The 13,486-nt window shown below is 67.9% G+C and carries 12 protein-coding genes; 4 read left to right on the top strand and 8 right to left on the bottom strand.

Features of this window, described 5'->3' with window-relative positions; genetic code table 11:
- The coding region (gene pgk, locus VGD32_RS04675) for a phosphoglycerate kinase (RefSeq protein WP_331030741.1) at positions 1 to 217 on the top strand (217 nt) is incomplete at its 5' end.
- A gap of 78 nt (positions 218 to 295) precedes the next feature.
- Positions 296 to 1,321, top strand: a complete 1,026-nt coding sequence (locus tag VGD32_RS04670; protein ID WP_331030740.1) for a class I fructose-bisphosphate aldolase — start codon at positions 296 to 298, stop codon at positions 1,319 to 1,321.
- 4 nt (positions 1,322 to 1,325) lie between these two features.
- Here VGD32_RS04670 and VGD32_RS04665 read toward each other — a convergent pair whose 3' ends face one another.
- Positions 1,326 to 1,964 carry a DUF2799 domain-containing protein gene (locus VGD32_RS04665; RefSeq protein WP_331030739.1) on the bottom strand — a complete coding sequence of 213 codons (639 nt, stop codon included), beginning with the start codon at positions 1,962 to 1,964 and terminating at the stop codon, positions 1,326 to 1,328.
- A gap of 127 nt (positions 1,965 to 2,091) precedes the next feature.
- Between VGD32_RS04665 and VGD32_RS04660 the strand changes: the two genes are divergently transcribed.
- A complete protein-coding gene (locus tag VGD32_RS04660; RefSeq protein WP_331030743.1) occupies positions 2,092 to 3,090 on the top strand; it encodes an RluA family pseudouridine synthase in 999 nt (332 codons plus the stop codon).
- A 224-nt stretch (positions 3,091 to 3,314) separates the two neighbouring features.
- Positions 3,315 to 4,202 carry an RNA polymerase sigma factor RpoH gene (rpoH, locus tag VGD32_RS04655; protein WP_324772659.1) on the top strand — a complete coding sequence of 296 codons (888 nt, stop codon included), beginning with the start codon at positions 3,315 to 3,317 and terminating at the stop codon, positions 4,200 to 4,202.
- A gap of 20 nt (positions 4,203 to 4,222) precedes the next feature.
- Here the strand turns inward: rpoH and VGD32_RS04650 are convergent, their stop codons facing one another.
- From VGD32_RS04650 to VGD32_RS04620, 7 genes are all read right to left on the bottom strand, one after another.
- On the bottom strand, positions 4,223 to 5,029 hold the full coding sequence (locus tag VGD32_RS04650) for a response regulator (RefSeq protein ID WP_331030738.1): 807 nt from the start codon (positions 5,027 to 5,029) through the stop codon (positions 4,223 to 4,225).
- 78 nt (positions 5,030 to 5,107) lie between these two features.
- Positions 5,108 to 6,403: an adenylosuccinate synthase gene (locus VGD32_RS04645; protein WP_331030737.1), complete on the bottom strand. Its 1,296-nt coding sequence runs from the start codon at positions 6,401 to 6,403 to the stop codon at positions 5,108 to 5,110.
- Between the two features lie 83 nt (positions 6,404 to 6,486).
- Positions 6,487 to 7,638: a phosphoserine transaminase gene (locus VGD32_RS04640; RefSeq protein WP_331030736.1), complete on the bottom strand. Its 1,152-nt coding sequence runs from the start codon at positions 7,636 to 7,638 to the stop codon at positions 6,487 to 6,489.
- Positions 7,638 to 8,555 (bottom strand): J domain-containing protein, encoded by a 918-nt coding sequence (locus tag VGD32_RS04635; protein WP_331030735.1) that lies wholly within the window; start codon positions 8,553 to 8,555, stop codon positions 7,638 to 7,640. Before VGD32_RS04635 ends, VGD32_RS04640 begins: the two co-directional genes overlap by 1 nt.
- Before the next feature lie 99 nt (positions 8,556 to 8,654).
- Positions 8,655 to 12,371 (bottom strand): baseplate multidomain protein megatron, encoded by a 3,717-nt coding sequence (locus tag VGD32_RS04630; RefSeq protein WP_331030734.1) that lies wholly within the window; start codon positions 12,369 to 12,371, stop codon positions 8,655 to 8,657.
- The gene (locus VGD32_RS04625; protein WP_331030733.1) at positions 12,371 to 12,835 is read right to left on the bottom strand and encodes an NlpC/P60 family protein; all 465 of its coding nucleotides are present in this window, start codon (positions 12,833 to 12,835) and stop codon (positions 12,371 to 12,373) included. The genes VGD32_RS04630 and VGD32_RS04625 overlap by 1 nt, the downstream gene beginning before the upstream one ends.
- Entirely contained in the window at positions 12,832 to 13,485 is a 654-nt protein-coding gene (locus tag VGD32_RS04620; protein WP_331030732.1) for a baseplate hub protein, read from the bottom strand. The genes VGD32_RS04625 and VGD32_RS04620 overlap by 4 nt, the downstream gene beginning before the upstream one ends.
- Position 13,486 lies beyond the last annotated feature (1 nt).

Genomic DNA, 13,486 nt, shown 5'->3' with positions numbered 1-13,486 from the left:
GTTCGACGCCGCCACAGTGAAGGCGGCGCAGGCGGCGGCGCAGTTGGCCAAGTCCGGGGCGATCACCGCCGTAGCCGGCGGCGGCGACACCGTGGCGGCGCTTCATCACGCCGGAGTGGTCGAGGACATGACCTTCGTCTCCACCGCCGGCGGGGCCTTCCTTGAATGGATGGAGGGCAAGCCGCTGCCGGGCGTCGAGGCTCTTCATGTCTCCTGAACCCGGGCCTGTAACAATGCGTGACTTCCGGCTCCGGTGGAGCTAGATCACCGCAAACACAAAGCTCTGGAGGAACTGATGGATTTGGCGGCGCTCAACGCGGTGGCCCAGGCGATGGTCACGCCCGGCAAGGGCATTCTGGCGGCCGACGAGTCCACGGGAACGATCAAGAAGCGTTTTGACGCCATCGGAGTCGAGAATACCGAAGAGAACCGCCGCGACTATCGCGAATGCCTGTTTCGGGCCGAGCAGACCATGCGCGAGCACATCTCGGGCGTGATCCTGTTCGAGGAGACCCTGTATCAGGACGCCAAGGACGGCACGCCGCTGGTCGACATCATCAAGGCGGCGGGTTCGATTCCGGGCATCAAGGTCGACAAGGGCGCGACCAAGATGGCGGGCTTCCCCGGGGAGACGGTGACCAAGGGGTTGGACGGCTTGTCGAAGCGCCTGCGCGCCCATTACGAGCGCGGCGCGCGGTTCGCCAAATGGCGCGCGGTGATCGATATCGCCGACGGCATCCCGACCTGGGGCTGCGTCAAATCCAACGCCCACGCCCTCGCCCGTTACGCCCGCATCTGCCAGCAGGAGCAGATCGTACCGATCGTCGAGCCGGAGGTGCTGATGGACGGCTCTCACGACATCGCCCGCTGCGACGAGGTCACGCGCTGGACCCTGCAGACGGTGTTCCAGGAACTGTACGAGCAGCGCGTGGCGCTGGAGGGCATCGTCCTCAAGCCGAACATGGTCATTTCCGGCAAGGGCAGCGTCCGCCAGGCCAAGGTGCATGAGGTCGCCGAGCGCACCATCGCCGCCTTGAAGGCGACCGTGCCCTCGTCGGTGCCGGGCATCGCCTATCTCTCGGGCGGCCAGACCGATGAGCAGGCCACCGCCCACCTCGACGCCATGAACCGCATCGGCGGCTTCCCATGGAAGATGACTTTCTCCTATGGCCGCGCGCTCCAGGCCTCGCCGCAGCGCGCCTGGTCGGGCAAGGCCGAGAACGCCGTCGCCTGTCAGGCGGCCTTCCACCACCGCGCCCGCATGAACGGCCTGGCCTCGCTGGGCCAGTGGGAGAAGAAGCTGGAGAAGAAGGCGGCCTGAGCCGTCACCAACTGCCGTATTGGTCCCTGAAACGCCAGCGCACGTCACGGACGTCGCGCTCGGCGTCGTCGACCTCATCCTGAGCACGCCGCCAGTCGCGCTCCGTGTCGGCGCGCTCGCGGCGGATTTCCTGAATGCGGTTGCGGATGGCCTCGCGCTGCTCGTCAGTGAGGCCGTCCGCGCGAGCCTCGGCCTGCTTCGCCGCGATCTTGTCATCGAGCTCCTCAAGGCGGGCCCCGAGGCTGTCGACCCGGCTGCGGGCGCTTGCCAGCGCCGCCTCGACCTCATGGACGAGCTGCCCGTCGCGGTAGGCCGGCATGAAGTCCGCTTCCAGATCAGCGGGACAGACGCCGGCGTAGCCCGAGCCGTTGCGCCCGACCTCGAACCCTCTGTGAGGCGTACAGTATTGCAGCAGGCCCTGGCGGCGACCCGAGGCGTAGGCGGCGGCGTCGGGCGTGACGCCGTGCTTGGCGCAGGCTTCGGCGTGCTCGTCCAGACGGCTCATGGTCAGGCCCGACTGGCCGTCAGCATAGCCCTGCCCCGACCAGTCCCCCGCCATGCACTGCTCGGCGCTCATGGTCTCGCAGCTGCCGAGAGCCAAGGCGGCGCCGCCGACCGCCGCCGCGATGATCAAACGTTTCATTGCCCCGCCCCCGGATAACCCCGTTCACCATGACGGAAAAGCGGCTGACAGCCAAGCTTGCGGCTTGCCGGTTCGCGTGCACCCCGTGCTAGATCGCGGACCGCCTCGTCCGGCGGTGGAGCGCCCGGTGTCCGACGAACCCCTGATCGAAGACGACGACGCGACTGTGCTGGAAGCCCGGCTGGAAGCTGGCGGCGGCCGCCTCGACAAGGCTCTGGCCGATGCCTTTCCGGGTGTGTCGCGGGCGCGCATCCAGGCCCTGCTGACCGAAGGCTCGATCCGCCGCGACGGCGAAGTCATCTCCACCGGATCCGCCAGGGTGCAGGCGGGGCTGTACACGATCATCGTGCCGCCCGTGATCTCTGCGACGCCCGCGCCGGAGGCCATCCCGCTGACGGTGCTGTTTGAGGACGCCGACCTGATCGTCGTCGACAAGCCGGCCGGCATGGCCGCGCACCCCGCTCCCGGCTCCGAGACCGGCACTCTGGTCAACGCGCTGCTGGCCCATTGCGGGGCCTCGCTGTCCGGGATCGGCGGCGTGGCCCGGCCCGGAATCGTGCACCGGCTGGACAAGGACACCTCGGGGGTGATGGTCGCCGCCAAGTCAGATCGCGCCCATGCCGGCCTGTCGGCGCTGTTCGCCACCCATGACATCGAACGCACCTACATCGCCCTGACCCGGGGCGCGCCGAGCCCCGCCAAAGGCCGGATCGAGACGCTGATCGGGCGATCGTCGTCGGACCGGAAAAAGATGGCCGTGCTCAGGAGCGGCGGCCGCAACGCCGTCACCGACTACGTCGTCGAGAGGGTCTTCGGGCTGCCGGCAAAGGCAGGCGGCGCCCCGCTGGCCGGCCGCGTCGCCTGCACCTTGCATACCGGGCGGACCCACCAGATCCGCGTGCATCTGGCGTCAAAGGGGGTGCCCATCCTGGGTGATCCGGTTTACGGCACGGGCAGCCCGGCCACGGCCGTCCAGGCCGCAATCGCCAAATCCGGACTGAAGCGTCAGGCGCTGCACGCGGCGGTGTTGGGATTCGCGCACCCTGTGACGGGAGACGCGCTGCGTTTCGAGACCGCGCCGCCCCGGGACATGGGCGAGCTCGAAAGCCTGCTTCAGGCGCTCTGAAACGCCGCAAAAGAAGTCAGTCTTGATTAAAGACGCACTCTACGCTATACACTCACTCGTTCGGTGCAGTGGCGCCGGGGCAACGGTCACGCTTCCGTGTGACGATCCGCCTCTGACAAATGCGGAAACCCGACCCTATCTCACCGGTTGAGGGGCGAGGTGACGGCGCACATCCGGTGGCCATCTCCGCGGAGCCCGCTCGTACTTTCGGTCGGAGGGACCATATGACTGCTGCCAGATCGCTCGCGGTGATGTCGCCTGAACAGGGACTGTCGCGATACCTCACTGAAATTCGCAAGTTTCCGATGCTCGCGAAGGACGAGGAGTTTATGCTCGCCAAGCGCTGGACCGAGCACCAGGACCCCGAGGCCGCGCATCGTCTTGTGACGTCGCATTTGCGTCTCGTGGCCAAGATCGCCATGGGCTATCGCGGCTACGGCCTGCCGATCGGCGAGGTGATCTCCGAGGGCAACGTCGGCCTGATGCAGGCCGTCAAGAAATTCGATCCGGACAAGGGATTCCGCCTGGCGACCTACGCCATGTGGTGGATTCGCGCCTCGATCCAGGAATACATCCTGCGCAGCTGGTCGCTCGTGAAGATGGGCACTACGGCCGCGCAGAAGAAGCTGTTCTTCAACCTGCGCAAGGCCAAGAGCCAGATTTCGGCCTTCGAGGAAGGCGACCTGCGTCCGGAACATCTCTCGGCCATCGCCACCAAGCTGGGCGTGTCCGAGGAAGAGGTCACCAACATGAACCGCCGCCTCGGCGGCGACGCCTCGCTGAACGCGCCCCTGCGCGCCGATGGCGAAAGCGAGTGGCAGGACTGGCTGGCGGACGACACCGCAGTCTCGCAGGAGACCCAGCTGGCCGAGGACGAGGAGAAGTCGATCCGCATGGGTCTGCTCGAGGAGGCCATGCAGGAGCTGACCGACCGCGAGAAACACATCCTCACCGAGCGCCGCCTGAAGGACGACCCGGTCACGCTCGAGGAGTTGGCCGGCCAGTACGGCGTCTCGCGCGAGCGCGTGCGCCAGATCGAGGTGCGCGCCTTCGAGAAGCTGCAGAAGGCCATGCGGGCCGCGGCCGAAGAGCGGAACCTGGTCGACGCCTGATCCGCGGAGAGGAGACGGGCCTAGCCGGCCCGCTTCATCGGCTCCGGCGGCGACATGGCCAGCAGCGATCCGATCGGCGCGGCCAAAGTCGCCTTGCACGGAGGCCCGGACGCCAAGGTGACTTCCAGCGCGCCGACGGCCACCGCCAGCCGCGAATCCGACGCCTTCATGGCCAGGGACTTCAGCGTCGCGGCCTGTTCCCGCACGGCCCGTACGGCCTGCATGGGATCGTTGTCGAACTGATCGAGGGCGGCCGCGAGGATGCGCATGGCCTGATCCTTGGCCGCCGCCATTGCCGCCGCGCCATTGACCGGCTTGTCAGCCCGGCGCTTGCGGTCGCCGGTGAACTCGCCGGAGTTGAAGCGTCTCCTGTCCGGCCCGACGTAGCCGACGGCCTCGACCCAGTCGCGAGGCTTGAGCGCCACGTTCTCGACCCGCTTGAGCAGATCCGCGCTCGTAAACGGCTTGCGGAGGAATTCGTGCACGCCGCTGTCGCGCGCGCCGATGATGGTGCTGGCCGTGGCATCGGCGGTGACCATGATGATCGGCGCACGCCGGCAGGCAAGACTCGATCGCCTCACCGCCCGCGCCAGGGATTCGCCGTCGAGGTTGTCGCCGTTGCGCTCGGTGAAGATGATGCCCGGCTCCAGCGCCGCGGCCGCCTTCATGGCGCGAGGCTCGCTGGGCTCGACCACGATCTCGCCAGCGCCCATTCCCTTGATGATCTCAGTGAGCAGACGCGCGGCATGAGGGTTCGGGTCGACGACCAGGACGCGTTTCAGCATGGGAGCCAGCTTCGCCAGCAAGCGACGATCGACAGCAAACAAGACGCGCCCTCCGGGTGGGGACGCCATCCTTAACCGTGGCCGGTTAAGAGCCGTTGAACACTGGAGTTCGTCGGTCCCCTACCCCTGGAACGGGTCATGCATCAGGATGGTGTCATCCCGTTCCGGACTGGTCGACAACAGGGCCACGGGAGCGCCGATCAACTCCTCGATACGACGGACGTACTTGATCGCGTTGGCGTTAAGGTCCCTGAAGCTGCGGGCCGAGGCGGTGCTTTCGCTCCAGCCTTCCAGCTCCTCGAACACAGGCTCCGCCGCGGCCTGGTCCTTCAGGCTGGACGGCAGATAGTCCAGCACCTCGCCGCCGATGCGGTAGCCGGTGCAGATCTTCAGCGTCTTCAGGCCGTCGAGCACATCGAGCTTGGTCAGGGCGATGCCGTCGATGCCGTTGATGGCTACCGACTGCCGCACCAGAACGGCGTCGAACCAGCCGCAACGCCGCGCCCGGCCCGTGTTTACGCCGACCTCGCGTCCGACCGTCGCCAGGTGGTGGCCGACATCGTCGTTCAGTTCGCAGGCGAAGGGCCCCTCGCCCACGCGGGTGGTGTAGGCCTTGACGATGCCCAGCACATAGCCGACGCCGCGAGGGCCGATCCCTGCGCCCGCGGCCGCCTGGCCGGCCACGGTGTTGGAGCTGGTCACATAGGGATAGGTGCCATGGTCCACGTCGAGGAAGGCGCCCTGCGCGCCTTCGAACAGGACGCGTTTCCCGTCGCGCCGCGCCTTGTCGAGCACGCGCCAGGCCGGCTGGACGTAGGGAAGGATCTTCGGAGCGATCTCCAGCAGCTGCCGCAGCAGCGCCTCCGGATCGATCGGCTCGAGGCCGAGACCCGCCCTGAGCGGATCGTGGTGCGCGCGCAGACGCTCGATCTTGACCTTCAGATCCTCGGCGCTGGCGAGGTCGCAGACGCGGATCGCGCGCCGCCCGACCTTGTCTTCGTAGGCGGGACCGATGCCCCGGCCGGTCGTGCCGATCCGGGCGCCGGGCGCGCTCGCCGCCGCTTCACGCGCCACGTCCAGCGCGGGGTGGATGGGCAGGATCAGACAGGCGTTGTCCGCGACGATCAGCACCTCGGGGCTGATGGCGATCCCCTGTTCCACGATCTTCTCGATCTCCCCGACGAGGTGCCAGGGATCGACGACCACGCCGTTGCCGATGATCGAGGGCTTGCCCTGCACGACACCGCTGGGCAGCAGCGCCAGCTTGTAGACCTTGCCGTCGACGACGAGGGTGTGGCCCGCGTTGTGGCCGCCCTGGAAGCGCACGACGACGTCCGCCCGGTTCGACAGCCAGTCGACGATCTTGCCCTTGCCTTCGTCGCCCCACTGGGCGCCGACCACCGCGACGTTCGCCAAGACGTTTCTCCGCTACCGGGACTTCGGAATGCGGGCGCAGCCTATAGCGGGGGAATCGGGCGGTGTCGTCCCGAAGGGGCGGATTATTCCGCCAGCGCCGTCTCGAAGGCCCATTCGAGCCACGGCGTCAGGGCTTCGATATCGGCCGTATCGACCGTGCAGCCGCACCAGACCCGCAGCCCCGCCGGAGCGTTGCGATGGCTCTCGATGTCGAAGCCTGCCTCTTCAGCCTCCAGGAACGCCTTCATCCGCTTGACCAGCGCCTGCCGCGCCGGCTCGTCCAGCACCGTCACGCGCGGATCGACGAATTTGAGACAAACCGACGTCGTCGACCGCGTCGCCGGGTCGAGGGCGAGGTAGTCGATCCAGTCCGTGCGCCGGACCCAGGCGTCAAGGGCCGCCGCATTCCGGTCGGTGCGGGCGATCAACGCCGGCAGTCCGCCGATCGACAGCCCCCATTCGACGCCGTCGATCCAGTCCTCGATGGTCCAGACCGAGAAGGTGTTGATCATCGAGCCCGCGGCCAGCGTCGGGTCGAAGCCGTCGCCGTTCCTCAGGCGCAGGACCTTGGGTATCGGACGGGGTGGCGTGTAGCGATCGAGCCGGGCCACGGCGCCCGGCGACAGGGCCGCCACGCCCAGGCCTGCCTCGCCCCCGAGTGCCTTCTGGAAGCTGAAGGTGACGACGTCCAGCCGGTCCCACGGCAGCGGCATGGCGAAGGCGGCGGAGGTGGCGTCGCAGATCACGAGGCCGGTGCGATCGGCCGCGATCCAGTCGCCGTCGGGCGCCCTTACGCCTGATGTCGTCCCGTTCCAGGGGAGGACGAGGTCCTTGGCCGGATCGACCCTCGACACATCCGGGAATCCGCCCCAAGGGGCGCCAAGGATTTCAGGATCCAGCTTCAGGTGGTCGCGAAGATCGCTGGCCCAGACCTGACCGAAATTCTCGAATGCGAGCACCTGGACCGGCCGCTCCCCGAGCATAGACCACAGCGCCGCCTCCACCGCACCGGTGTCGGAACCGGGTACATAGACCAGCCGCCAATCCGCCGGAACTTGCAGGAGATCGCGGGTCAGGCGCAGTCCGTGGGCGAACCGTTCCACCACCTCGGGCGCGCGAATGCCGCGGCCCAGCAGCTCATGCGGGATGGCCTGGCTGGACCAGCCAGGCCGCTTCGCCGTCGGTCCTGACGAGAACCAGGGCCGCGCTGGCTTCGCGTTTGGTTTTCCGGGCATCAGTCGCGCCACGGACGATAGGCGCCGCGGTCACGCATGTCCTGCGCCAGTTTGGTCAGAGCCTCATCGGCGCCGTCCGGCAGCTGGATCATCAGCTTGGCCAGGAGGTCGCCGCGCTTGCCGCCGACGAAGGCGCCACGCCCCTTCAGCCGCAGCACCTTGCCCGAGTTCGACCCCGGTGGAATGGTCATGCTGACCGTGCCCTCGGGCGTCCGCACCGGGACCTTACCGCCCAGCACGGCATCGGGCAGCGACACTGGCAGATCCATCGTCAGATCGGCGCCATCGCGCTGAAAGAGGGGGTGGGGCGCTATCTTCAGCGTTATCAACGCATCCCCGGCTTCGCTCCGGCCGGACGCGCCCGGCGCTCCTTGGCCCCGGAGCCGGATCGTCTGGCCATCGGCCGCACCCTTGGGAATGGTTACGTCGAGCGTACGGCCGTCCGAGAATTGTATCCGCCGGGTCGCACCCGAGATGGAATCCTCGAGACTGATCTCCAGAGTCGCCTTGACGTCCGCGCCGCGAGCGGAGAACCCGCCGCGCGGTCCGCCGGCGCGGCCTCCGCCGCCGAATATGCCGCCAAACAGCTCGTCCAGGTCGATGTTTTCGAAACCGCCGCGCTGGCCCCCGCCCTGGCCGAACGGATGCCCGCCGGGGCTTCCTCTCGCGCCCCCAAAACCCGCAAACTGCTCGCGTCCGTCAGCGTCGATTTCGCCCCGGTCGAACCTGGCCCTTTTTTCCGCGTCGCCCAGCAGATCGAATGCGGCCGTCACGCGCTTGAAGCGTTCGTCCGCGTCCCTGTTTCCCGGGTTCTTGTCGGGGTGGAGTTCCTTGGCGAGTTTGCGGAACGCCTTCTTGATCTCGTCCGCGCTCGCGCCCCTCGAAACGCCCAGTTCCTTGTAGGGATCGCCCGCCACGTTCGAGTCCGCTCCTGCCGTATGAAGTCTGATGGATCAGTTAGGGCATTCGTACCGGAGCGCAAAGCCGCCCGCTCCAAATCGCCGCCACATCAGCTCTCATGGTCTGACGCGGGCTTCGGCGCCCCAGCCGTAACGATCGCCCCATTGAGCCACGACCACCTCCGCGCCGGCAAGTCCGCCGGGAAAGTCCTCGGCGGCGTCGGTTCCCGCGTAAGTCGCGGCCTCGGTGTCGACTTCAAACACGCGAACCAGGGCTCCGGCCCTGAGGACGCCAATCCGGTATCGCGAGGGATCGGAAGTCGCAGGCTCTCCATCCCAGCGATCGCCGTCAATGCGCCTGCGCCCCAGCCAGCTCAGATCGAAGCCGCCGTCCCCGCGGACAGCACAACGCAGATGGGCGGGGCTCCACGGCCGGTCATGTCGCCCGGCCGGAGTGAAGACAGTTTCGCTGGCGCCTGGACCGCCGGCCGGCGCCCCGGCTGGCCCCGCTCGCCAGACGAGAGGCAATCCGAGTTCGGCCGACGGCGATTCCATCCTCGGCATTGTGGCCGCCAGGAACACGACGATCGCCCCGGCCTCCGCACCGGCTGCGGTCGCCTCTTCTGTGCCCTGCTGTCCCCGCAACAGGCCCGTCAGACGCCAGAGGTCGGCGCCGACGAGTTCGGCGGCGCGGTACTGGACGATCTCCCAGCCCGACCCCGTCTCCACGGCCAGCGTGTTTCCGCCGGCCAGCACCGCGGGGATCGACAGACTTTCCGGCGCTCGTCCTTCGACCCGGATGTACAGGGCGTTTCGCTCGTCCCAGCGGTGCCGAACCCCAGAAGCCAGCGGCGAAGCCAGGATGCCGACGGTCACGGGATCCTCCACATCGCCTCGCACAGTCAGGCTCGTCGCATCAGGTCCGGCGAACACTCGCATCGGCCGCCACGGCTCGGCGGCGACCACCGCGATCGGTCGTCGATCGTCTTCGGCGCCAGGCAGCGGAGGCGGATCGATCATCCGAAGAAACGGCGGGCCCATCGTTGTCGCGGCATCTCCTGAAGACGGCGTTCCTTCGTCTTCACCGACCCGCAGCCTCGACATCCTTTCGAGGACGGCGGAGGGGATCTCGTCCATGTCCACCCGGACCGTTCGCCATTCTCCATGCCCGTCGACGAGAACAGCGTCACCGGGCTCCAGCGACAAAGCCTCCAGGGGCCCCAAGGCGACGACGAGCCGATCTTCGCGGCCTGTTTCGAGCAGTCGTGCCGCCGTAGCCTGGGCGAGAGCGCGCGGGCAGACAGCTGGGAGGTCAATGTCGACCCCGCCACCCTCTCCCGCTGTCCGGACGATCGCCGCCCCGGTCTGATAGTCCGACGCCCCGTCTATGAACCTCACGCGAGCCGCTCCGGGCCGGGCCTCGAGCTGCCGATCGGCCCGCACGCTCGCGCCGCTCGCCGGAAGGGCCAGGGCCTGGGAAGTCAGAACACGTACGGCCGATTCATTCCCGATGATGGCAACCTGACCTCCCCGTTCCGCCGCGACCATGCCGAGGCCCGCCAGCAAGGGCTCCAGTGCGTCACGCGTGCGCATCGGCCGGTCAATGACATAGCCCTGCACCTCTCCCGGGGGCGTCCCGATCTCGAAATCTGTCTCGGACAGGCCGCCGCGCTTCAGGATTTCACGGATCAGGTCACGGGTTTCACCGCTCAACCGACCATTCAGCCAATGCCCCGTGCGCCACCCTGACGCATCGCTCCAGACTTCTGATCTGGCGGGAAACGCCGGCCACGGGCGCGCATCCCAACACCAGGCGTCCGCGCTCTCGAGCATGGGACCGCCGTATATCGGTGAAACAGGATTGTTGGCGGGTTCGGCGAAATGGCCCAGCACGGCTTCAAGCGCCCGACGCTGCATGCGGTCGTCCCGACTCCCCGTTGAGAATGGTGGCAATCCGCTCTCGGCGCTCTTGGAATCCTGGAAAAGGTTCGGCGCGTTCGCGCCTCGGTCGACCGCGGGGCATCCGAACTCCGTCAGCCGGATCGGCTTCATGCCGGGCGTCCAGGCCGTGGGCTCAAGCGTCCGAACCCCACCCGGGCGGTCATGATGTGCGTGCGACCACCAGCCCGCCAGGTCCTTGACCCGGAAAACCCAGTCCTCTCCGTAAGCCGTGTCGACGATCGGCGTACGCGCCTGGGCAGCCCGGTCCGCCGCCGAGGCATAATACCAGTCGAAGCCTTCACCGCCGGCGACCTGCGCCGCCAGACCGGCCGGATCATCCGGGCCTGTAAACGCTTGCCCGTCCAGGCCGCCCGCACCTGATCGCCAGTCCCCGAGCGGCGGATACCAGTCCACGCCGACATAATCGATGTTCGGATCCGCCCACAGCGGGTCGAGGTGAAACACCACGTCGCCACCGTCGCGCCATCCGGCGTATTCCGACCAGTCGGCGGCGTACGAGAGCTTTACGCCTGGACCGACCACCACCCTGCATTCCGCCGCCAGGGCTCGAAACGCCGCAACCGCCGGGAATCCTCCCCCAGCGTCGCGGGTCCAGCCCAAGCCGCGCATCTCGGAGCCGATCAACAACCCGTCCGCGCCGGTTTCAGCCGCAAGCGCGGCATAATGCAGCGCCAGTCGCCGCAATCCCCAGTCGTCCGCTGCGCCGAAGATCGCCGCGATATCCGCATCCGCTGCGGGTCCGTCCCCGCCGCAGACGCGCCCCCGCCAAGGATAGGGCGCCTGCTCCGGACCTCCGTAAGGATCTGGCAGGCTGTTCCCCGGCGGCACATCCATGAACACGAATGGATAGAGCGTCACCTCGAGACCACGCGCCTTCAGTTCGGCGACCGCTTGCCGCACGCTCTGGTCCGAAGGCGTGCCGCCGTAGGCCGGTCCGCCTCCGCTCTGTGAGATCAGGTGGGCGTCGGCGCGCGCCAGGCCGGCGACAGTCCAGGCCATGGGCTCGGTCGGCTTGTCAGCACGTTCCACGCCCGGGCGAATCCTGCACTGGCCGGCCCTGAGATCATCACCGAACCACCCGATGACCAGACTCACCCGTTTCAGATTCGGAACCTGGGCCTGTAGCTGATCGAGGGACACGGCGAGATCGGTCCGTCCGTCGCCGGCATGGACATTCTCGGGCGTGGTTCGCGTCAGTCCCTCCCGCCGCAGCACCACCTCAGTCGCAAGGACGAACTCTCCTGCGCCCGGGATGAGGCAGACGCCTTCCAGCCGTTCCTCCAGTCGTGGATCTGAACCGCGTGGGCGCCGGAAGACCTCGAAAGCCAGCTGCGGCAACCGGTTGCCATAGGGCCCCAACGGCAGATCCTCGAATACGACATAGGCCGTGCCACGATAGGCCGGGGCGTCCGCTTCGATGGCCTCGATCAGGGGGTCGGGCGTCTGGCTTTCTGTTCCGTGATGCAGTCGCATCGTGACGCCCGCGAGGTCCAGGGGCTGCCCGTCGGCCCATATGCGGCCGATTCCGTCGATGGGCCCTTCGCACAAGGCGACGGCGAAGCTCAGAGAGTAGGCGTATTCGACAGTACGGGGGCCGCCCTTGCCTGCCGGCGTGGTGTTGCGTCCTTCCAGAAAGCTCGCGGCCCAGATCACCTGCCCGGCGACTCGCGCACGCCCGAACACGCAAGCCAGCGGCGCGCCTTCCGCCGTGCCCTGCAAAGCCAGTGAACCCAGCCGCGGGCCTTTCTGGCGCGCGGGTTGCAGTCCGGCGACAAGCGCCTGGTCGAGCATGCCGCCGATGGTCGCGCCCAAGGCGCGTCCGACCCCTCCGCCGATCGCCCCGCCGACGCCGCCCAGAACAACCTGCGCCATCAGCCGACCTTTCGCTCAATCTTGCGGGACGGCCAGGCGAATGCCGCCACCGCCCGTCGCCGCCACCATGATCCGAGCCAACTCTCGACCACGGACCGGCCCCAATAGGCGTGGATCATGCGCGGTTGGGATTGGGCAGCCATCGAACCCTCGCTCATGATCGCGCAGTGCTTGACCGGACTGCCGGACGCCATGCGAAACAGCAGTACGTCGCCGGCGCATGCGCTCTCGACGGGAATCTCCGTCATCCAGCGCCGCGCGGCCTGCAGCAGCGTTTCCTCGCCTCCGACCTCAGCCCAGTCCGGCTGGTAAGGCGGCGCGGCTTGCGGCTCGACCCCGAACAGCTCCCGCCACACGCCACGCACCAGGCCGAGACAATCCGCGCCCTGACCCTGCAAACTGGCCTGATGCCGGTAGGGCGTACCAAGCCAGTCGCGCGCCGCAGCCACCGAGCGCGCCCTCATCGTCGGCTCCGTCCGTCATTGCGTCCGCCCTGCACCGGTGCGGCCGTAATGAAGTCGTCACCCGGGATGTCCGGAAAGCCCTGGAAGTTGCCGCCGTTTCCAAACTCGCCGACGCAGGTGCCCCATCGTTTGTCACACTGCGCGCCGGGGAAGGCCCCCAGATCAACCTTGCATCGTTCATCCCCGAACTGGGCGTCGCAGTCACGGCCGTAGGTTCGGCCAACCACGCGTTCCAGGGACGCCATCGGCCCTTCCAGCTCGGCGGTGAAGCTCTCGCCCTCGCGGCGAATCCGCGCCAACCCCGCGAGCCACAGCCGAACCTTCAGGTCGGGACGGCGCCAATCGACTCGCCACAGCGCGACTTCCGCACGATCGTACAAGCCCGCCGCAATGTCGGATTCCCGGATCGAAACATCGTCCAGGACACCGGCCACGGCCGCCGAACCCGCTGCGAGGCCGACTGAGCTTTCCGTCGCCCCGATCATCCATCCGCTGGCGGCCAGGCAAAGGACGCCGCCGACGTTCAGATCTCGGTCGTGATCGGTGAAACCCGCCTCGACGCCGTCGGCCCTCCTCAGCAACCAGGCATGGCACAGGGTGGACGCCCCGCTCTCGACGCGGGTCGCCAGTTCGACCGGTATGTCGCGCATG

Origin of the sequence: Brevundimonas sp., assembly GCF_036402095.1 — a bacterium.
GTDB lineage: Bacteria > Pseudomonadota > Alphaproteobacteria > Caulobacterales > Caulobacteraceae > Brevundimonas.
Note: the sequence above shows the minus strand (reverse complement) of the source record. Positions and strands in the feature narration are given on the sequence as shown.

Bases quoted from the DNA above. Each gene is read 5' to 3' on its own strand.
- VGD32_RS04670 (WP_331030740.1), top strand. From the start codon at position 296: ATGGATTTGGCGGCGCTCAACGCGGTGGCCCAGGCGATGGTCACGCCC.
- VGD32_RS04665 (WP_331030739.1), bottom strand. From the start codon at position 1,964: ATGAAACGTTTGATCATCGCGGCGGCGGTCGGCGGCGCCGCCTTGGCT.
- rpoH (WP_324772659.1), top strand. From the start codon at position 3,315: ATGACTGCTGCCAGATCGCTCGCGGTGATGTCGCCTGAACAGGGACTG.
- VGD32_RS04640 (WP_331030736.1), bottom strand. From the start codon at position 7,638: ATGCCCGGAAAACCAAACGCGAAGCCAGCGCGGCCCTGGTTCTCGTCA.
- VGD32_RS04630 (WP_331030734.1), bottom strand. From the start codon at position 12,371: ATGGCGCAGGTTGTTCTGGGCGGCGTCGGCGGGGCGATCGGCGGAGGG.
- VGD32_RS04625 (WP_331030733.1), bottom strand. From the start codon at position 12,835: ATGAGGGCGCGCTCGGTGGCTGCGGCGCGCGACTGGCTTGGTACGCCC.
- VGD32_RS04620 (WP_331030732.1), bottom strand. From the start codon at position 13,485: ATGCGCGACATACCGGTCGAACTGGCGACCCGCGTCGAGAGCGGGGCG.